The 18,636-nt window shown below is 45.4% G+C and carries 16 protein-coding genes; 2 read left to right on the top strand and 14 right to left on the bottom strand.

All coding sequences use genetic code 11. From position 1 onward, the window contains the following. Window positions 1-276: 276 nt before the first annotated feature. From ACEW8F_RS06890 to ACEW8F_RS06910, 5 genes are all read right to left on the bottom strand, one after another. On the bottom strand, window positions 277-735 hold the full coding sequence (locus tag ACEW8F_RS06890) for a chemotaxis protein CheX (protein WP_373482739.1): 459 nt from the start codon (window positions 733-735) through the stop codon (window positions 277-279). Beyond that, window positions 726-1,589 (bottom strand): response regulator, encoded by an 864-nt coding sequence (locus ACEW8F_RS06895; RefSeq protein WP_373482740.1) that lies wholly within the window; start codon window positions 1,587-1,589, stop codon window positions 726-728. The genes ACEW8F_RS06890 and ACEW8F_RS06895 overlap by 10 nt, the downstream gene beginning before the upstream one ends. A gap of 133 nt (window positions 1,590-1,722) precedes the next feature. Next, a complete protein-coding gene (locus ACEW8F_RS06900) occupies window positions 1,723-3,027 on the bottom strand; it encodes a DEAD/DEAH box helicase (protein WP_373482741.1) in 1,305 nt (434 codons plus the stop codon). 352 nt (window positions 3,028-3,379) lie between these two features. Continuing rightward, a complete protein-coding gene (locus ACEW8F_RS06905) occupies window positions 3,380-3,538 on the bottom strand; it encodes a hypothetical protein (RefSeq protein ID WP_373482742.1) in 159 nt (52 codons plus the stop codon). Window positions 3,539-3,687: 149 nt separating this feature from the next. After that, entirely contained in the window at window positions 3,688-3,885 is a 198-nt protein-coding gene (locus ACEW8F_RS06910; RefSeq protein ID WP_026393295.1) for a cold-shock protein, read from the bottom strand. A 381-nt stretch (window positions 3,886-4,266) separates the two neighbouring features. Between ACEW8F_RS06910 and ACEW8F_RS06915 the strand changes: the two genes are divergently transcribed. Next, a complete protein-coding gene (locus tag ACEW8F_RS06915) occupies window positions 4,267-5,178 on the top strand; it encodes an exopolyphosphatase (protein ID WP_373482743.1) in 912 nt (303 codons plus the stop codon). A gap of 279 nt (window positions 5,179-5,457) precedes the next feature. Here ACEW8F_RS06915 and ACEW8F_RS06920 read toward each other — a convergent pair whose 3' ends face one another. Next, on the bottom strand, window positions 5,458-6,081 hold the full coding sequence (locus ACEW8F_RS06920) for a hypothetical protein (RefSeq protein ID WP_373482744.1): 624 nt from the start codon (window positions 6,079-6,081) through the stop codon (window positions 5,458-5,460). 533 nt (window positions 6,082-6,614) lie between these two features. Here ACEW8F_RS06920 and ACEW8F_RS06925 point away from each other — a divergent pair. Further along, window positions 6,615-7,535: a PfkB family carbohydrate kinase gene (locus tag ACEW8F_RS06925; RefSeq protein ID WP_373482745.1), complete on the top strand. Its 921-nt coding sequence runs from the start codon at window positions 6,615-6,617 to the stop codon at window positions 7,533-7,535. 245 nt (window positions 7,536-7,780) lie between these two features. Here ACEW8F_RS06925 and ACEW8F_RS06930 read toward each other — a convergent pair whose 3' ends face one another. The 8 genes from ACEW8F_RS06930 to hypB all read right to left on the bottom strand — a co-directional run bounded on the left by ACEW8F_RS06930 (window position 7,781) and on the right by hypB (window position 18,455). Further along, window positions 7,781-8,551: an arylamine N-acetyltransferase gene (locus ACEW8F_RS06930; RefSeq protein ID WP_373482746.1), complete on the bottom strand. Its 771-nt coding sequence runs from the start codon at window positions 8,549-8,551 to the stop codon at window positions 7,781-7,783. A gap of 171 nt (window positions 8,552-8,722) precedes the next feature. After that, the gene (locus tag ACEW8F_RS06935; protein ID WP_373482747.1) at window positions 8,723-9,397 is read right to left on the bottom strand and encodes a hypothetical protein; all 675 of its coding nucleotides are present in this window, start codon (window positions 9,395-9,397) and stop codon (window positions 8,723-8,725) included. Window positions 9,398-9,505: 108 nt separating this feature from the next. Further along, window positions 9,506-12,160: a LuxR C-terminal-related transcriptional regulator gene (locus tag ACEW8F_RS06940; protein WP_373482748.1), complete on the bottom strand. Its 2,655-nt coding sequence runs from the start codon at window positions 12,158-12,160 to the stop codon at window positions 9,506-9,508. A gap of 210 nt (window positions 12,161-12,370) precedes the next feature. Next, window positions 12,371-13,285: an NAD(P)-dependent alcohol dehydrogenase gene (locus ACEW8F_RS06945; protein ID WP_373482749.1), complete on the bottom strand. Its 915-nt coding sequence runs from the start codon at window positions 13,283-13,285 to the stop codon at window positions 12,371-12,373. A 13-nt stretch (window positions 13,286-13,298) separates the two neighbouring features. After that, window positions 13,299-14,204 carry a helix-turn-helix domain-containing protein gene (locus ACEW8F_RS06950; RefSeq protein ID WP_373482750.1) on the bottom strand — a complete coding sequence of 302 codons (906 nt, stop codon included), beginning with the start codon at window positions 14,202-14,204 and terminating at the stop codon, window positions 13,299-13,301. A 321-nt stretch (window positions 14,205-14,525) separates the two neighbouring features. Further along, window positions 14,526-14,867, bottom strand: coding sequence for a hydrogenase maturation nickel metallochaperone HypA (locus ACEW8F_RS06955; protein ID WP_373482751.1), 342 nt, complete (start codon window positions 14,865-14,867; stop codon window positions 14,526-14,528). A gap of 115 nt (window positions 14,868-14,982) precedes the next feature. After that, window positions 14,983-17,757, bottom strand: coding sequence for an FAD-dependent oxidoreductase (locus ACEW8F_RS06960; RefSeq protein WP_373482752.1), 2,775 nt, complete (start codon window positions 17,755-17,757; stop codon window positions 14,983-14,985). A 14-nt stretch (window positions 17,758-17,771) separates the two neighbouring features. Continuing rightward, window positions 17,772-18,455 (bottom strand): hydrogenase nickel incorporation protein HypB, encoded by a 684-nt coding sequence (hypB, locus tag ACEW8F_RS06965; protein ID WP_373482753.1) that lies wholly within the window; start codon window positions 18,453-18,455, stop codon window positions 17,772-17,774. Between the last annotated feature and the right edge of the window lie 181 nt (window positions 18,456-18,636).

Raw genomic sequence — 18,636 nt, forward strand, 5'->3', positions numbered from 1 at the left:
CGTCAGACCGGAAGTTTGCCGCCGGCTTCCTTCAGATTCCCCGTCGCCGGGGACACCCTTGCCTTAAGCTATGCACTTGGCACTACCTACCCGTGCTCGGGACTTTCACCCGTTAGATTGCGCCCATGCCGGGCGCACCACCACAAAAAAGACACCGCAAAAACGATGTCTTTTTTAAAGCATTTGTCGTACCGACAATTGTTACATCACGTTGTCCGCATCGGAGCGGACAACAGATTAACAATTGGTCGGTACGGTAGTTCACCGAAAACCTATTTAATCCAGGGCTACATTGATTTCCAGCTTAATGCCGTCGATATCAAATTCAACGCACATGACCTGGTCCCGGCTCATGCTCAGTTCGATGCTTTCCCCGGTCAGCATGGTAGGCGGGGAAATATCCACTGTGATATTATCGTTTGAAAAATTAATTGCCGCATTGGCGGTTAACATATTGGACAGTTCTGAAATGGCACTCTTAGCCATATCGTCCAATTCATCCACCGGCATCCCCATCATCATGATGGAAGCAATCTGCTTGGCTCCCTCGGTATCGATGGCATAGGCGACATTGCCCTTTTTATCGCCAACGATCCCCAAGGTCAGGACAATGCCGCTGGCGACAATTTTTTTTGTTTTTTCTTTTTGTTCGATTAAATTGATACTTTCAAACCCCAACTGCGGCATAATATCCGTGACTGATGCAATGAAAGGATTGATAATTCCTATATCCATTCCACATCCCCCTTTTGAAAGCCCACATTCATAAAGACATTACCGAGATCGGTTTTGATTATAAACGATTCACTCATAATATCGCCAATGGAAATGGTAATATCTTTACCCCGGAAGACGGTGGGTGGTGAAACCCGCAGGCCAAAGGAACGATTGAGCCCGTTTAGAAGCGAACAGGCGTTACCGCCAATAACATTAGTAAATTCGCTTAAGAAATTAATAGCATCATCAATCTGCTGGGTATCATCCTGGAGGATTTTTTTAGTCATCCCCAGAGCGGTCGCTTCCGACATATCCATGATTAAGCGGCCGTCGTGGCGGCCAATGATCCCAATCGCGACAGATATTCCGGATGAATTGGTGGTCATGGCATGATCTGCAATCTTTTCGACTGCCACTTCCCCGCCGATTTCCCGTTTCAGAAAACTGAAAATAGATTCTTTAAAGGCTTCTTCAAAATTATTTTTTAAGACACCGTAGAGTTCTTCGCCTTCAAAAAGCCGTTCAATGGCCGAATCCAGATCGGTCTGATCGACGGGTTTTTGCAAATAACCCCTGATCCCGGCTTTTCTGGACCGTTGGATAATTTCTTCATCCATCATCGCACTGATGGCAATGATTTTGGTTTCATGCAAGTGTTTGAGAATTTCTTTTGAACACTCGATTCCATCACCATCTGGCAGGGTCATATCCATTGTAATCAGATCTGGTTTAAGCTCCTGGGCTTTTTGAATTGCTTCTTTCATGTTCAGGGCCGTGCCAACAATCTCCAGCCCATCTTTTTGCAGCATCCGTTTGAGCACTGCGATTGAAAAAGTTGAATCATCTACTATCATCACTCTAATATTTTCCATAAATCTACCGCCTTCTTAATCGAATCGAAAAATTCTGTTTATTAATTTTAATGGTTATCACAAGCATTCGTCAAGTAATATTTAAACCCTAACTAAATTTTAAATACCCTGATTAACCGGAATTATTCAGGTTTTACAGGTTATCTTTTTTCTTGTTTTTCGAATAGAAACGATCCCGATCCTTTTTTCCGCCGGTGTTTTTTCCGGAGCTGCTTCCGCTTCCTCGACGGTTTTTGGTTGTCGTTGCACTATAGGCTACGGACCGTCGCGATGCCGCAACTTTAACTTCATTTGGAACGACCACTAATGGGAAGGGATGAACCTCAACTACCGGGATTGATTTGTCGACCAGTTTTTCGATTCCGTCCAGTAACGGCATTTCTTCCTGGTCGCAAAAAGCGATCGCAATCCCACCGAGACCAGCCCGACCGGTCCGGCCGATCCGATGCACATAGGTTTCCGGAACCTCGGGCAAATCATAATTAAAGACATGGGACAGCTCTTCAATATCGATACCCCGGGCGGCAATATCGGTTGCTACCAGAATCCGGGTTCTTCGTTCCTTAAAGTTATTCAGGGCCAATTGGCGGGCATTCTGGGATTTATTGCCATGGATGGCCTGGGCCTTAAACCCGGAACGCTCAAGATGTTTGACGATCTTATCGGCGCCATGCTTAGTTCGCGAAAAGACCAGCGCCGAGACAATTTCCCGGTTTTTGAGCAAATGGACCAGCAGATTGATCTTGTTGTTTTTGTTGACATAATAAACATTCTGCTCAATCACTTCAACGGTTGATGAAATCGGTGTGATGGTGACCTTAACTGGATCGCGGAGGATGGTACCCGCCAGTTTGGCGATTTCCATCGGCATGGTCGCCGAGAACAGCATATTCTGACGCTCAGCCGGCATGTGCTTCATAATTTTGCGGACATCCTGAAGCATCCCCATATCCAGCATCATATCCGCTTCATCCAGAACAAAGGACTTGATCTGACCTAGTTTGATATACTTCTGGTTAATTAAATCCAGCAGTCGTCCCGGGGTTGCCACTAAGATATCGACTCCGGCACCCAAGGCCTTGGTCTGCGGATTCTGGGATACGCCCCCGTAAATAACCAGGGTTCGCAGTCCTAAAAACTTGCCGTAAGCTTTAAACGAATCACTGATCTGCAGCGCCAACTCCCGGGTTGGCGCCAGGATCAATGATTTAATCGCGCGGTTGCCCTTGAGATTACGCTGTTCATAGGAAAGCTTCTGTAAAATCGGGATCGCAAAAGCGGCGGTTTTGCCGGTGCCAGTCTGGGCACATCCCAATAAATCACGGCCTTCCAATAAAGACGGAATCGCCTTTTCCTGAATCGGTGTGGCCTCAGTATAACCTTCAGCGGTTAAAGCCTTCTGAATTGGCTGTATAATATTTAAATTTTCAAATTGCAATAGGTTCTCCTTTATTTTAAAAGTGCTGCACGGGTTGAAAAATTTTACGGATCAACCTCTATCATAAATAAAGAACGCTGGTAGCGTTCCTTAGACTGTGACATACGGATAAAGTAATACCGACAATTGTTACATCATGTTGTTTGCATCGGAGCGAACAGGTTGATAAACCTGCGTGGAGGCAACGAGCCAATCACAAGCTTGCTTGTAGTTAGCGACTGCCCGCGACTAATAAGAAATTTTATTTCTTATTAGTGTCTGATTCCGCAGCAAACAACAGATTAACAATTGGTCGGTATGGTAGTTTGCCGACAACCTGAGGAACGCCGGTAGCGTTCCTTAGAAAATTGATTTATTTATCGAAAAATCCGCCTCTTTTTGTTGTTTTGAACGCTTTTCGATCACTGACCTTGTTTTGATTCGGTTTGTCAGCCTTAATTCCCTGCTGTGCACTTAGCTTTTTCTTTTCTTCAATTATTTTTTTCATTCCTTCAATATTGTTCGTTGACATAAAATCCCCTCCTTTTCCCCGGAAAACCACTGCAAACACAACCAATTAATAGTGTTGTAATGATAAGGGATTAGTTTCGTCTTATTTTTTTGACAGTATAAAAAAAAACTTATGCCATTTTCAGGCATAAGTTTAAAATATTTGTGTTATTAGATAACTTGAATATTTTCGGCTTGTGGGCCTTTAGGTCCTTGAGTAATTTCGAAAGAAACTTCTTGGCCTTCTTCTAAAGATTTATAACCACTAGAAACGATTTGTGAAAAATGTGCAAACACATCTTTACCATCTTCCCCTGTTATAAAACCAAAACCTTTTTCTGAGTTAAACCATTTTACTGTACCATTCATTGATGAGTACCTCCTAATTTTATTCCCTAAATCCTTGTAATACGGATAACAACTACATTTCTAAATTAGGATAATACTGTAAAGCATAGTACCAATTAAAAAATATTATGTTAAATTCATTTACTATTAATTTAAGTTCTTACTTATAATAACACGATCCAATCAATAAAGCAAACTTTTTAATAATTATTTTCAAACCCTTAAGACTCTTAATTAAAGCCCCCTTCCTTCCTTGATTTTTTTCATTGAAAAGATGGAAAATCTGCTTCTTAAATGGTACAATATAAAAACTGTTTCTAAATTCTTACTGACATTAACAGCCGTGGCGGCTTTTAAATTTACGGTGGCATTTAGCTATTATTTTTTCTTAGGAGGTTTCATATGCGTTTAGTTACTCGTTCAGATTTTGACGGTTTAATCTGCGGCATGCTGTTAAAAGAAGCCGGCATCATTGACGACTGGATTTTTGTTCATCCCAAAGATCTGCAGGACGGGCTCTTTTCCCCCACTGAAAATGATGTGCTGGCCAATGTGCCCTATGTATCCGGCTGCGGTATGTGGTTTGATCACCATTCATCAGAGAAAGATCGGATGGGGTGGCATCCTGGGGTGGCCGGTGAAAGCCGTCTGGCACCTTCGGCAGCCCGGATTATTTATGAATATTACGGCGGCGCCGACAAGTTTCCCCATTATCAGGAGATGATCCTTTCCGTGGATAAGGTGGATTCCGGAAAGCTGTCCCGGGATGAGATCTTAAACCCCACCGGCTGGATCCTGCTGGGCTTTATTTCTGATCCCCGAACCGGATTGGGTCGCTTCCGGGATTTCCGGATCAGCAATTACCAGTTAATGGAAGAGCTGATCAATCTTTTTAGAAACCTATCCATCGAAGAAATTCTCGAATTGCCGGACGTCAAGGAACGAGTCGAACTTTACAACGATCAGGCCCGGCTCTTTACCGAAATGGTTACTGCCCATACCCGCATCGATGCTAACATAATCATCACTGATCTGCGCAACGTGGAAACCATCTACACCGGCAACCGTTTTATGATTTACAGCCTCTACCCAAACCAGAACGTGAGCCTCTGGATCGTCGATGGCAAGCAAAAACAGAATGTCTCGATTGCCTGCGGTTACAGCATCTTAAACCGCACCTGCACCGCTGATATAGGCAAACTGATGCTCAAATACGGCGGTGGCGGTCATCATATGGTTGGCACCTGCCAGATTCACTATGACGGAGCCAACCCGATTATTGACGAAATTATCGCCGTCCTAAAAAGCGAATAAAAAAGCGCAACCCTTTTAGAATACTCAAATCTTTAAACTGATACAAACCCAGTACCGACAATTGTTACATCATATTGTACGCATCGGAGCGAACAGGTTGATAAACCTGCGTGGAGGCAACGAGCCAATCACAAGCTTGCTTGTAGTTAGCGACTGCCCGCGACTAATAAGAAATTTTATTTCATATTAGTGTCCGATTCCGCAGCGAACAACAGATTAACAATTGGTCGGTACGGTAGTTAGACGACAAAAGCGCAACCAGCGACGGTTGCGCTTTTTTTATTCCCCCGGGCGGAATTCGAAGACTTTCAGGGAGCCTTTATAGCCAAGAAAGGTCAGATAGGCCACAGACCGGTCGGGATTAATCCAGGCCATCACCGAGTAGGAGTTGGCGGCATCCTTTTTATTGTAGGCCGAGTTGATTTCGATCCCATCCACCCCACCAAAAAGTGTTTTAACTTCGTCATAAGGCATCCCTTCTTTCAGGGAATTAACCTGATCCGCTGTCACATTGGCATTAACCAGGGCATCCAGATAGGTATTGTCTGGCACATAAAGCTGTTTAAACACCGCCACCTCAGGGGCTTCTTCTGCATCCGTTTCGTCAGTGGTCGCCGCAATATCCATTGCCACCGTATCGTAGCTCACCGTTACCCCATAGCCGGTGTTTTCATCCAGATAGTTAAATCCTTTTCCCTTGGCAGTGCCTTCAACCTTCAGAATTTTTTCGGCTTCCTCTTTGGGCATTCCCACCAGCACCTTGTTGTAGAGGTTCAGCGGATCGGTGCTGACCTCTTTTTTACCGCCGCCAAACATCACCAGGACAATGGCGACAAGCACAACTATGCCGATTAGCACAGCTATTCCGCCGATCAATATTGGCTTTGAAATTTTTTTCTTCATTCATTTTTCTCCTGTTTATTTCTCAATCTTTGTCGAACAATGGCCCTACCGTCTTTAAGATCCTACTAAAAAAAGAGTGTGTATCGTAATGTCTCGACAATACCACTCTTCCGGCTGATTTTTACTGAGATTTTCACTGAATTCATTCTAAACAAAAGCTGGGGTTTTGTCAATCAGAAAGCACAAAACCCTTTAAATTTTATGAAAGCACAAAACCCTTTAAATTTCCGAATCCGAGCGATCTTTTTATTTGAGGTAACCCCATCGCGCTATCGCGAATGCAAAATAGTCTCATTGGCAACTTTAAACCGCTCAATTTTTTCCAGATTAGTGTTAATATTTTGCCATTCAATCCCATTGACAGCGTCTTCATCTCGTGATAATGTTTACATATGTAAACAATCCACCGGGATTTATGTAACATTTTCATACCAGCGGGATCAATCTGTCCGACTTCTGGTCTGGTACTCACCCTGAAGTGTATGGATCGCTTTGCTCTGATATGACCCGGTAAATTTTAAAGGAGGCTATTTATGGCAGCTAAAATTCTATTAGTCGGCAGTGTAATGATGGATCTTATTCTTCGGTGTGAACGGGCACCAGAACCCAGCGAAAGTGTTTTAGGACACGATTACCGCAATGCACCCGGAGGAAAGGGCAGCAATGCGGCTGTCGCAGCCGCCCGTACCGGAGCCCAGGTTTCCGCCTATGCTACCATCGGCGATGATGCCAACGGCGAATATCTTTTGGATTGCTGGAAAAAAGAAGGAGTTGACACCACCTTTACGATTACCAAACCCGGTGCCAACACCGGTTTTGTAGCCATCACCCTGGAAGATAGCGGCCAAAACCGTCTGATCATCTTCCCCGGCGCCAATATGCTGACCCCTCCCGATCAGCTGGAAAAAGTGTTTGAAAACGAATTTGATGCCGTCCTGCTGCAATTTGAAATCCCCCTGGAAACCAATGCCAAAGCGATTGAACTGGCCAATAAAAAAGGCATTATCACGGTTCTGGATGCCGGCCCGGCCCAGGATTATCCGCTGGAAAAACTGCCACCGGTGACCATCCTGTCCCCCAACGAAACCGAAACCAAAGCCCTGGTCGGTATCTATCCCGCTGATGAAGAAACCTGTCGGGCCGCCGCCAAAAAACTGATGGAACGCAACGGCTGTAAATTTGTGGTCCTGAAACTGGGGGATCGCGGCTCATATATCTATGGCGATGGCCTGGATGTGATGGTCCCACCCTACAAGGTTGATGCCATCGATCCCACCGCCGCCGGCGATGCCTACACCGGAACCCTGGCCAAAGCCTTTGTTGAAATGGGCGACCTGGTTGAAGCAGCCAAATATGCCAGCGCTTCTGGTGCCCTGACCTGTACCCAGCTGGGTGCGCAACCGTCGCTGCCCACTGCCGCCGAAATTGACGCCTTCCTGGCCACCCAGAAATAAGCCCAAAATTAACTGCAGGTTTGTTGCTGCGGTTGGCTAAAACTGCCGTACCGACCAATGACCGAGGGGTCAGACCCTTGTTAATCTGTTGTTCGCTGCGGGATCGGACAGGCGATGCCATATCCGCCCCGATGCGTACAACATGATGTAACAATTGTCGGTACTGGGTCGTTAATCAAAATTAACTAAAGAACAAAAAAGCAACAAACCGATTTAAGGCTTGTTGCTTTTTTTATTGCCAGCTTTTATGATAGTTCCACTCCGAAATAGCTTTTCAAGGCGTCTTTGATTGCGGCATCGCCGCTGATGGTGGTTTCGGTCAGCGCTTCACCATCGGTGATCTTTAGGTTGCCGTCAAAATAGGTGATCTTGCCGGTGGCGGTGACCAGGGCACACATCTGAGCCTGCCGGAAAAAGGACTCCGGGTAGGCGGAGGTGTAAAAATTGGCAATCAGATAATCGGCCGGACAGCTGCCTTCCAAAGTAAAGGCGTAGATCGGTTCAAAACCGGCCGCGGTTTTAAACTCCACCCGATAACCGTAAACCGGATCGGCCATCAGCCGATGGGTACGACCCAGATGTTCCTGCTCCAGGCCTTCCTCAAATAATAGCGGTGCGGCCAGACTATTGCCGCCAAAGCCGACATCACAGACCCATTGCTGGCCATCGGTTTCCACCAGTAGCACCATATGGGTTTTTCCGGAGTTATCAAAGCCTCCGTGGTAGACCCGGGCCAGATGCCGGGTAACCGGAAAACCCATTTCGGTCAACACCGCCGCAAACAGGCTATTCATTTCAAAGCAATAACCGCCTCGATGGTTTTTTACCATTTTCTCAAACAGATCGTCAAGCTCCAGGGAAATATTCTTTTTGGCAAAAACGTCGAGGTTTTCGAAAGGAATGTTCATGACGTGGCCAAGATGCAGCTGCTTCAGGGTTTCGACCGAAGCCTGGCGGCTCCCGGTATAGTTAATTCGCTTAAAATAGTCGTCAAGGTTAAATAATTTATCTGGCATACGTTCTCCCTTATTAGTTTCGTTTAAAACTATCATTAGTATACCAGAATTCCCGGAAAAATAAAGCTTAAAAGATTTCATTAAGGATCATTTATTGGCAGTCATCTGATAAAACTAAAATAGGACCAATCACAAATAATTGATTGGTCCTTTTTTGATGTTACCCTGTGATTATTCCCGCAAATTATAAACAGCCTTCATTTGGGGTTGTTTTAATAGCACAACTCCGATCCAGATAAACCAGACAATTTGAATCATACCAAAGACACTACAAAGATCGGTTAATCCAGGCACGATTGAAATGATTCCAACCGTACCAAGGATGATTCCTAAATAATTCAAACGCTTCGGCAGCAAACCGCTACGGAGTCCCGCGATGCTGATTAACAAGGTCATGACGCCGCCTAATATTTCACCATTCTGTCCACCCATTCCATTGGCAACCGCTTCAATTCCTAACCATAATGTTGTTCCCTGGTCAGGATTATCTTTAAATAATGCGATCGCCTGGGTCATCCCGGCGTTTGCCACCATGCCACTGCCAATCAGCAAACACGCCCATATAATCCCGATCACAGTTGCGGCCTTCATGATATTAGGGCTTTTATCTTTAAGCTTTTCATAAAGTGACAAATTCAAAAGCATCAGAAAAATGCCAAAGAACACGTACGAAATAATATTTGTTAAGTACATTAACGCTGGCTGATTGACAATCAAATCCATCTTTTGGGATGGTTCAACAATACTTGGATAATCGAGTATAAAAATAAATATCGGGATTGTGACTAAATAAGCTATCGCCAGATAAAATGCCGCAAACCCACCAATTTTTTGAAAGCTTTTCATTTTAAACATTCCTCCTAATCTGTTTAATTCTTGATTCATTCTTAGCATACTACAGATTAGGATGGGGCTCCACCTACTAAAGTAGGGTTGCAATCTCAATTAGGTAGGTTATATGATTCCGAGTTCGTGGGCTTTTGCAACGGCTTCGGTTCTGCGCTTAACGTCCAGCTTGGCATAAATGTTCTGATTATATCCCTTTACCGTGGATAATGCCAGGAACAGCCGGTTTGAGATTTCTTGATTGGATAAACCGCTGACGATAAGTACCAGAACCTCAAGTTCTCTGATTGTCAGTGGTTCAATCAGCCTTTGGTTAGCCATTTCCTTTTTTAAATGCAGCACGTCTTTCTTAACATAGTTTAATCCCTCATCCGGAGAAAGATGCTCAAGAAAAGGTCGATGGTAGTCCTGATCTTTTGCTAAAACCAAGGCTTCATCAAGAAGTAATCGACGTTCACCAAACTGGCCTTTAGCTTCCTTCACCTTACTTGCCAGCACCAGATAATTAATGCACGGTCCCATCCTTTTTTGCTTTTTTGCACTGTTAGTCAGAGCATTGCAAATAATACCGGCTTTTTTTAGCATCGGGGGATCGGCATTTTCGGCAAGAATCTTCTCCGTATAGACCGCGGCAGAGAACTCAGCAAGATATGGAATACTTTTGGTTTCAAAGCAATCCACCATTAACTGATCCTCTGATGACAGCATCCCTGGTCCTTTTCTGATCTGAATTAAAAGTTCCATCTCTTCTAAGGAACAATAGTCGGGAATAGGATTCACAAAGTAGGCTTTCTTACTTTCACAAATGCTGTCAAGGGCCATATCAAAAAGCCCTTCGCTGGCATAGAGCTTTGCAAACAGCAAATAATACTTGTATTCCCAGTCCATCAGGGCATAATTTTGGCCATATTCCCGGCTTTTTTTAAGCAGCTCATAAACTTCCTGGTTACTACCTTCAAGATAAGCGATATTGGCTAACCCCAAGTATAAACTGGCCCACAGAATTGGCACCTTGCTGACCCCATCAACTTGACTTATAGTTTTTTTTAATAGCGTCTTGGCATCCTTTAACCGGCCCATTTGAATATATAATTCACCGAGGGCCAGATAAAAACTGTTAATGCTCAAATCATTTACCTTATTACCGACAGTATGCACCATATCGACGATTATCTTCTCCGCGGCCAAAAGATCGCCTGACGTCCAATGGGCAAAACCGGAGAGCATGGCGATAATCCCCCGTAGCTGGTATTGATCCGGGGGTGCTTTAGCTAAAGCATCATGGGTATGCCTAAAGATCCCGTCAATATCTGCTGTTGCCGCGGCAATATACGCATACCCGGCGGCAATTGTCGCCGGGAGCAGTTTAAACTGGTTGATGTCAGAAACAGGCAATTTTTCAGGGTTATTAGCATAAAAATCATATAGCTTTTGAGCCCTTGCAAGCCATTTTTGGCTGCCCTGCAGATCGCCGGTATCGATGAGAGCCCAACCATAGCCCAGCGCCAGAACCGGTCTATTTTCGATAATACTTTCCGGAAGCAGTCTTGACATGGCCAGCCAGGTCGATGATTGCGACTGACCGTCCATCTCTGCCCACTTGCATTCAATCAGGGCCGCCGCCTGATCATACAACTGCCCGGCCAGGTAATGGTGGATGGCTTCCATCGACAGCCCTTCTTGATTAAACCAATCTCCGGCTCGACAATGCAATTCTTCCACGGTTATATTACCCATGCCTTGAAGATACTGAGGTAATCGCTGCCTTAGCAGCTCTCTGAATAAGTGATGATAGCGATACCACTTTCGGTCCTGATCAAGGGGGATTAAAAATAAATTGTTTTGCTGCAGATACGCGATCATCCGGCTACTGTATCCACTGCCTTGGTCCAGGAGTGAATCACAAAGATTAAAAGAGAAATATTCCAGGATCGAAGTTTTCAGCAAAAATTCCTTTGTTTCCTGAGACTGCTTTTCTAAAACCTCTTCGATCAGGTAGTCCATCACATAAGTGTGGCGTCCTGAAAATTCTTTAATAAAGCAGTTGATATCCTGCACTCCCTGCATCGACAACACCGCAAGCTGAAGACCGGCGATCCAACCTTCGGTGCGTTTTGTCAGCAGTGCCGCATGTTCTTCATCGATATCCTGACCCAGCTGATTGGCCAGAAAAGTCGCTGCTTCTTGCTTCGTAAATCGAAGATCGGCAATGCGGAGCTCCAGGATTTTATTGCTGACACGATACTTTGAGAGCGGAAAAGCCGGGTCCTCACGGGTAATCATGACCACTTTCATTTTTACCGGCAGGTACTCAATCAGTAACTGAATAAAAGTATCGATCTTTTCATTTTCGATGATGTGATAATCGTCAAGGACCAGCACAAATTCTTTGTCAATGCGGTGGAGGTTGGTAATGAATGCGCGCATAAAGGCGTCGTAACCAATCGAATCAAAAGATTCCCATAGTTGCAGCAAGTCGCCGGCAATCATTTGATCGAGATCCTTTATTCCTTCCAGCAAATAGATAAAAAACAATTGCAAATCATTATCGCGGGCATCCAGCGAATACCATAGATAGTTAAAATGCCCGCGCCTGATCCACTCACTGATAATTGTTGTTTTACCAGAACCGGCAAAGGAAGAAACCAGAATTAATCCCGCCTGGGAATTGTCACTGAGTTTCTTTTCGATGTCTTTTCGGGGAACATATAATGTGGCTGATTCGGGCTGATTCAGCTTAGTCCTTAGCATTTGATAGTTCATCTAATTCACCTCTCACAGCATCGATAATATCATAGTTTATGTACCCTATAAATCGTTACTTTATTATGAAGCTGCATTTATTTTAGGAAAATGACATGGGGACGTTTTCGTTTTGACTGTCACATCAGCAAATATCTACTGATCATATGACAAACGAAACATCCCCAAGACTTTGACTTTCCGACTTTTTGATCTTTGTTATCACTCAACTTAGTTTATGACTGAAATAACGACGTTGCCCTTCTTGTGTCCTTTCTCAACGTACCGGTGCGCTTCAGGAATTTGTTCCAGAGGATAATATCTGTCGATGACCGGTTTGTACTTTTCTTTTTCCAGAAGGGATTTCAGGAAATTTAAATCATCAATACTTGCTTTTGCTATTTCTTGTCCATCAACGGATACATATACGCCGCGTTGCGATAGCGCTTTTTCACTTCCTTTTTCTGTAATTTTACCGACGGCATCAAATATAATGTCGTATCGTTTTCCCTGTTCTGAAAAATCCCTATGAGTGTAGTCAATGACGGTATCAGCCCCCAGCGATTTTACAAGGTCCAAATTAACGGTGCTGCACACACCGGTGACTTCGGCTCCAAGAACTTTTGCGAGCTGTACGGCAGCCGTTCCGACGGCTCCGGAAGCACCATAGATCAGGACCTTTTGTCCGCTCTGAATATTTCCTTTTCGCAGAAAATACAATGCCGAAGTCCCGCCAAAGAGAACTGCTGCAGCTTCCTGATAGGTCACATTCGTTGGTTTTTTTATCACTAAACCATCTTCAGGCAGACATGCATATTCAGCGTAAGCACCAAAATACATGCCAGTAGAAGCAATAATCTGGTCGCCTGCCTTGAATTTTTTAACGTTCTTTCCGATCGCCTCAATTTCACCAGCCAGTTCCCTTCCCAGAATAGATTTCCTTGGTTTTCTGAGACCGAGCATAATTCGCATCGGAACCCAGTACATGATTGAGCTTTGGAAGCTTCGAATCTTATAATCTGCCGATGTTACGGTTGTCGCATATACCTTTATTAATATTTCATTGTCTTTGGGAATCGGTTTCCCTACCTCCTTGAGCTGAAGAACCTCTGCCGGTCCGTATTTCGTGCATACTATCGCTTTCATTATTTTCTCCTTCTCACTTTCTATATTCCACAGGCGACATGCCAGTCTTATTCTTGAAAAGCTTTGAGAAGTGCTGAGGATATTCAAATCCCAATTCAATGGCAATCATGTTCACTGGTTTTTCTGTCTCAATGAGCATGGCTTTTGCTCTTTCAATCAGATAAAAATGGATATGTTCCTGGGTATTCTTTCCGGTTTCTTTTTTTAGCAAATCACTCAGATAATGTGGCGAATAGCCCATCTCCTGAGCACAATATTTAACGCTTGGTAAGCCATCCAGCTCTGGTTTGACTGAGTCGAAATAGCTATTTAGCAGCGCTTCAAATCTCAGGATGACCTCCTTATTCACTTTAGTTCGAGTGATGAATTGTCTCCCGTAAAATCGCTTGCAATGATTCAAAAGCAATTCGACATATGAAATTATCAAATCCTGGCTGAAAATGTCAATATTCTGACTGAACTCATTTCTGATTTCATTTACAATGGCTGTGATTTTAATCTTTTCCTGCTCTGACAGATGCAGCGCTTCAGTGCTGGCATAGGAAAAAAAAGTATATTGACTCATCTTTTTTGCCAGTGAACTTTTGTCGATTAAGTCCGGATGAAAGCAAAGAAGCCAGCCGCTGGAACTTTTTAATTCAGCATTGTCTTCATCTACATGCAATGCCTGTTCCGGTGCCATGAATGTCAGACTTCCCTCTTCAAAATCATAATATTGCCGACCATATTTATTTCTGCAACTATTGCCTTCTTTTAAACTAATAGTATAGAAATTTGTGAAAACATCAAGATCAAGCGTTGATACAGTCGGATCTATTTCCTTGACATCGATCAGGGTTATCAGGGGATGTTTCGGTTTCCCATAACCGATTAGATCATGCAATTGAGAAATTGATTCAATTCTGATACTATTCTCCATAACTTTCCTCCTTTTCGCCAACCATTGACTACCGCGACTAACCATTTATTGTTAATTCAATAATATTACTAAAGCAGTAGAATATAAACATATATTTTACTGAATTCCTTATACATTATACTGATTTTGGAGTTTAGAGTTCTAAGTTAAAAGCAAGAAATTAAAAAAGCCCGCAAAAAGCAGGCTATTTAATCTGAATTTGACACCGCTGTGGCAATATTTCAAACAACAGTATAACGGAAAATTTTTGACGGTCGCATCAGCAAATATCAGCGGGTTATATGACAAATGATACGTTCCCTCGATCTACGATCGCTCGCCTCAATAAGCGACAACCTCTTTGATATTAAATTCCCGGCCGGAGATCAAACTGAAGTCTTCCGCCTGACAGTTCGGACAAATCTTGCGGTGGTCAACCACATTAAAATGTTCATGGCAGGCCTGACACTCCCCTATCGCCGGCATCACAATGATTTCCAGTTTGGTCTCTTGATAGGGGGTGTCACTGACCGCCGCCGGATAACAGGCTTCCACAAAATGCGGAATGGTCTGGGACAATTGCCCGATCTCCAGAATAATCTTATCAACCATAGTCAAATCATTTGCCACAACAAATTCGTCAACGATTTTAATCACTTCATAAACAATCCCCAGTTCATGCATGGCCTCACACCTCATTTTTTCGTTTTTTTACTTAATCAACAAACCTGGTACCGACAATTGTTAAAATAGCTCAACAATTGGTCGGTACGATAGCGAAGTGCTACCCGTTTGTTTCTTATCGGGTTTCTGAAAAAGGATTGACCTTGTTCAGCATGATTTTGGCTTTTCGGCCGACGGCTTTTTTAAGAATCGCCTTGGGTAAGTCGTCGATTTCATAGCCCATCTCATCATAAACCCGTTCCAGCGTAATCGCCTCAAATTTACATTTCAGGGTACAGGCGCCGCATCCGACACAGAGATACTCATCCACCTTGCTGGCGCCGCAGCTTAAGCAACGGGCCGTTTCTTTCTGGATCTGGGCTTCGGTTAAAACCCCACGTAAATCTTTAAAGGTCGTTTTCGAGACCTGACCATCGACATGGGCAATCCGTTGGCGCTCGGTGCCATCATAATCGATGCGCTCATCGAGATTGTCCTTATCCAGCATCGTATAGGTATGATTGTCGCGGCCAAAAACCAGGGACTGACCTTTCTGGACAAAGCGATGGATCGAAACCGCCGCTTCTTTACCAGCCGCAATGGCATCAATCGCCAGTTTGGGTCCGCTGGCAACATCGCCGCCGGAAAAGATGTCGTCACAGGAAGACTGCAAGGTGACCGGATGGACATCGATGGTATTCCGTGGGGATGAATTAACCATGTCACCATCAAATAGCTTGCCATAAACAGTGGCCTGTCCCACTGACAGGATCACATCGTCGCAGGGCACGATTTTTCGATCCGCTTCATCAAACTGGGGATTGAACCGACCGGCGGCATCAACGGTCGCCAAACAGCGTATAAATTCCACCCCGGTAACCTTGCCGTTTTCGGCGATAATCCGGGTTGGTCCCCAACCATTATGAATACCAATTTCCTCACTCAGGGCCTCGGCCACTTCCTCGGGATGGGCGGGCATCTGATCTCGAGCTTCCAGACAGAACAAATCAGACTGAATAACACCTTCCAACCGGACTGCACTGCGGGCTACATCGATGGCCACATTGCCGCCGCCAATTACCACGACCTTACCCTTAACATTGGTTTGTTCCGCTAAATTGGTGCGGCGCAGAAACTCCACCCCACTGAAGACGCCATCGGCCGTTTCGCCGTCAATCCCCAGGGTTCGTCCGGCCTGAGCCCCAATGGCCACATAAAAGGCCTTAAAGCCCTGGTTTCGCAGCTCCTGAAGAGAAAGATCGCGGCCAATTTCAACGCCGGTTTCAAACTTGACGCCCATGTCGCGGATTACATCAATTTCGGCGTCGAGAACGTCTTTTTCCAGGCGATAGGAAGGAATCCCCAGGGTCAGCATCCCGCCGAGGCGGCGCTCTTTTTCAAAAACCGTGACATCGTAGCCGTCAATGGCCAGATCATAGGCACAGGTCAATCCCGACGGGCCGGAACCGATGATCGCAATTTTCTTGTCGCTGTAATCATGTCGTTTGACCGGCATAAAGCGGGTCGCCATTTCCAGATCCTTTTCGGCGATAAACTTTTTGATATCATCGACGGCTACCGCTTCGTCAATGTCCCCCCGGGTACAATCTTCCTCACATAACCGCGGACAGATCCGACCACATACCGCCGGCAATGGATTATGCTTCTTGATCAGCTCCAGAGCTTCGGTATAGCGACCCTGGGAGGCCAGTTTGATATAACCCTGAACCGGGATATGGGCCGGACACTTGGTGATACAGGGGGCCGTTCCCGAATCCAGAGCGTTTTTACGGTTGGTCCGATAATCGTGGTTCCACTTGTCCTCCAGCCACTCGGTATTACGGGGGGTCACCTTGGTGATTGGCTCGTCAAGGGCCGTTTTGGAGCACAGTTTCTGCCCCAGTCTGATGGCATTGGTGGGACAGACATCGACGCACTCACCGCAGGCCACGCATTTGCTCTCATCCACCACCGATTTATAGTTGGACCGGACGATGTCATTGTTCAGATATTCGTTGGCTAGCCGCATCGCATAACAGCCACAGCCACAGCAATTGCAGATAGCATGGGTATGACCGGGAGTATCGAGATTGGGGATTGAATGCATCAGGCCGTTATCCTCGGCCTTTTTGATTATTTCAAAGGCCTCGGCCCGGGTGATTTCACGGCCGCGACCGGTTTTGATATAATATTCGGCGGCATGGCCCAGTTGAATACACATCTCTTCTTTTAAGTGGCCACAGCCTTCGCCCATCGCTTCCCGGGAGGTCCGGCAGGAACAATCCGAGACCGAAAAGACACTGGCCTGATCCAAATGGTGGGACACCTCTTCATAGGTCACTTTTTTAGAATTACCATCAATGGCCCGTTCAATCGGCAAAACCCGCATCGGGCCACTGCCAATCGGCATAATACCGACTGCCATGGGGCCTTTTTTGCCGCCAAAATAATAAAATGCTTCGGCAACTTCCGGATGTTTAGCGACTAGTTCTTTGTTATTATTGATCATTTCCAGATGACCGGGGACAAAAATATCCTGCCAGTACAGATCCACCCCTTCCACCGTATTGACAAAGGCTACCCCAGCCCAGGCAATATGTTCCAGGGCGGCGGTAACCTGATCAAGTGGTTCCCCGGCCGCGGCTGCCACCGCTTCGGCACTCAGCTTTTCCCGGAATTCCAGGTGCATCGCAATTTTAGCCTGATAGTTATCGAGAATCGGCGCCAGAGCATAGTACTCGGGTCCAAAGGGAATCGATTCCCGACCGCTGCCCGCCTTGGTGCGGCCGATTTTATTGGCCAGATCAACAATTTCCTGCCGATAGGGCCGGTTATTGACATCCGCCCAGGTCAGGGCAAAATTAAAGCGGGTAGATTTGTTAAAATTTGTCGGTTCTGATTTATTGTTCATTTTGATCTCCTCTTCTAATTCAATAATTCCGGTTGGTTCCAGTTTTTCACGGCCTCCCGCAGCCAGTCGGCCCATTCCGCGATGCCTTCGCCGGTTTTGGCGGAAATCGGAATGACGACTAGGTTGGGGTTGAGCTTGTTGACCCGCTCCCGCAGGACCGCCAGATCAAAATCGAAGTGTTCCTGGACATCGATCTTATTGATCAGCAGCACATCCACCAGCGAAAACATCAGCGGATATTTCAGCGGTTTGTCATCGCCTTCCGGAACACTGAGAATCATCGCGTTTTTGGAAGCACCGGTATCAAACTCCGCCGGACAGACCAGATTGCCGACATTTTCCAGCACCACCAGATCAGTTTCCCCGGTGCCAATCCCCGCCAGACCCTGCCGGGTCATCCCGGCATCCAGATGGCACATCCCGCCGGTATGGAGCTGAATCACTTTGGTGCCGGTTTTAGCGACCGTATGGGCATCTACATCGGAATCGATGTCAGCTTCCAGAATGGCAATGTTCATCTCATCTTTCAGGGCTTCAATCGTTCGCAGCAGGGTCGTCGTTTTTCCCGAGCCCGGCGACGACATCAGATTTAATAAAAAGGTCTGCTCCTGTTTTAATTCCTGACGGAGCAGATCGGCCTCCCGGTCATTATTTTCATAGACGCTTTTTTTGATTTCCAGAACCTTATAAACTTCCATCTTATTTCTCGCTTTCCGCTTTTTGTAATTGTTTTCAGTTGCTTCTTTGAACTGATTATAGTTCATCTGATTGACTTTGACAACAATTTAACAGCGCATAAAAACACATCCCGTCAGCTGTTTTAACTTGGTGTTAACAACTTAACGGGATGTGTTGATAAAAAAAGCCGGCTGTTACCGT

It is taken from the genome of Acetobacterium sp. (assembly GCF_041752335.1).
Taxonomy (GTDB): Bacteria; Bacillota; Clostridia; order Eubacteriales; family Eubacteriaceae; genus Acetobacterium.

Bases quoted from the DNA above. Each gene is read 5' to 3' on its own strand.
- ACEW8F_RS06890 (WP_373482739.1), bottom strand. From the start codon at position 735: ATGGATATAGGAATTATCAATCCTTTCATTGCATCAGTCACGGATATT.
- ACEW8F_RS06895 (WP_373482740.1), bottom strand. From the start codon at position 1,589: ATGGAAAATATTAGAGTGATGATAGTAGATGATTCAACTTTTTCAATC.
- ACEW8F_RS06905 (WP_373482742.1), bottom strand. From the start codon at position 3,538: ATGTCAACGAACAATATTGAAGGAATGAAAAAAATAATTGAAGAAAAG.
- ACEW8F_RS06910 (WP_026393295.1), bottom strand. From the start codon at position 3,885: ATGAATGGTACAGTAAAATGGTTTAACTCAGAAAAAGGTTTTGGTTTT.
- ACEW8F_RS06915 (WP_373482743.1), top strand. From the start codon at position 4,267: ATGCGTTTAGTTACTCGTTCAGATTTTGACGGTTTAATCTGCGGCATG.
- ACEW8F_RS06920 (WP_373482744.1), bottom strand. From the start codon at position 6,081: ATGAAGAAAAAAATTTCAAAGCCAATATTGATCGGCGGAATAGCTGTG.
- ACEW8F_RS06925 (WP_373482745.1), top strand. From the start codon at position 6,615: ATGGCAGCTAAAATTCTATTAGTCGGCAGTGTAATGATGGATCTTATT.
- ACEW8F_RS06930 (WP_373482746.1), bottom strand. From the start codon at position 8,551: ATGCCAGATAAATTATTTAACCTTGACGACTATTTTAAGCGAATTAAC.
- ACEW8F_RS06935 (WP_373482747.1), bottom strand. From the start codon at position 9,397: ATGAAAAGCTTTCAAAAAATTGGTGGGTTTGCGGCATTTTATCTGGCG.
- ACEW8F_RS06940 (WP_373482748.1), bottom strand. From the start codon at position 12,160: ATGAACTATCAAATGCTAAGGACTAAGCTGAATCAGCCCGAATCAGCC.
- ACEW8F_RS06945 (WP_373482749.1), bottom strand. From the start codon at position 13,285: ATGAAAGCGATAGTATGCACGAAATACGGACCGGCAGAGGTTCTTCAG.
- ACEW8F_RS06950 (WP_373482750.1), bottom strand. From the start codon at position 14,204: ATGGAGAATAGTATCAGAATTGAATCAATTTCTCAATTGCATGATCTA.
- ACEW8F_RS06955 (WP_373482751.1), bottom strand. From the start codon at position 14,867: ATGCATGAACTGGGGATTGTTTATGAAGTGATTAAAATCGTTGACGAA.
- ACEW8F_RS06960 (WP_373482752.1), bottom strand. From the start codon at position 17,757: ATGAACAATAAATCAGAACCGACAAATTTTAACAAATCTACCCGCTTT.
- hypB (WP_373482753.1), bottom strand. From the start codon at position 18,455: ATGGAAGTTTATAAGGTTCTGGAAATCAAAAAAAGCGTCTATGAAAAT.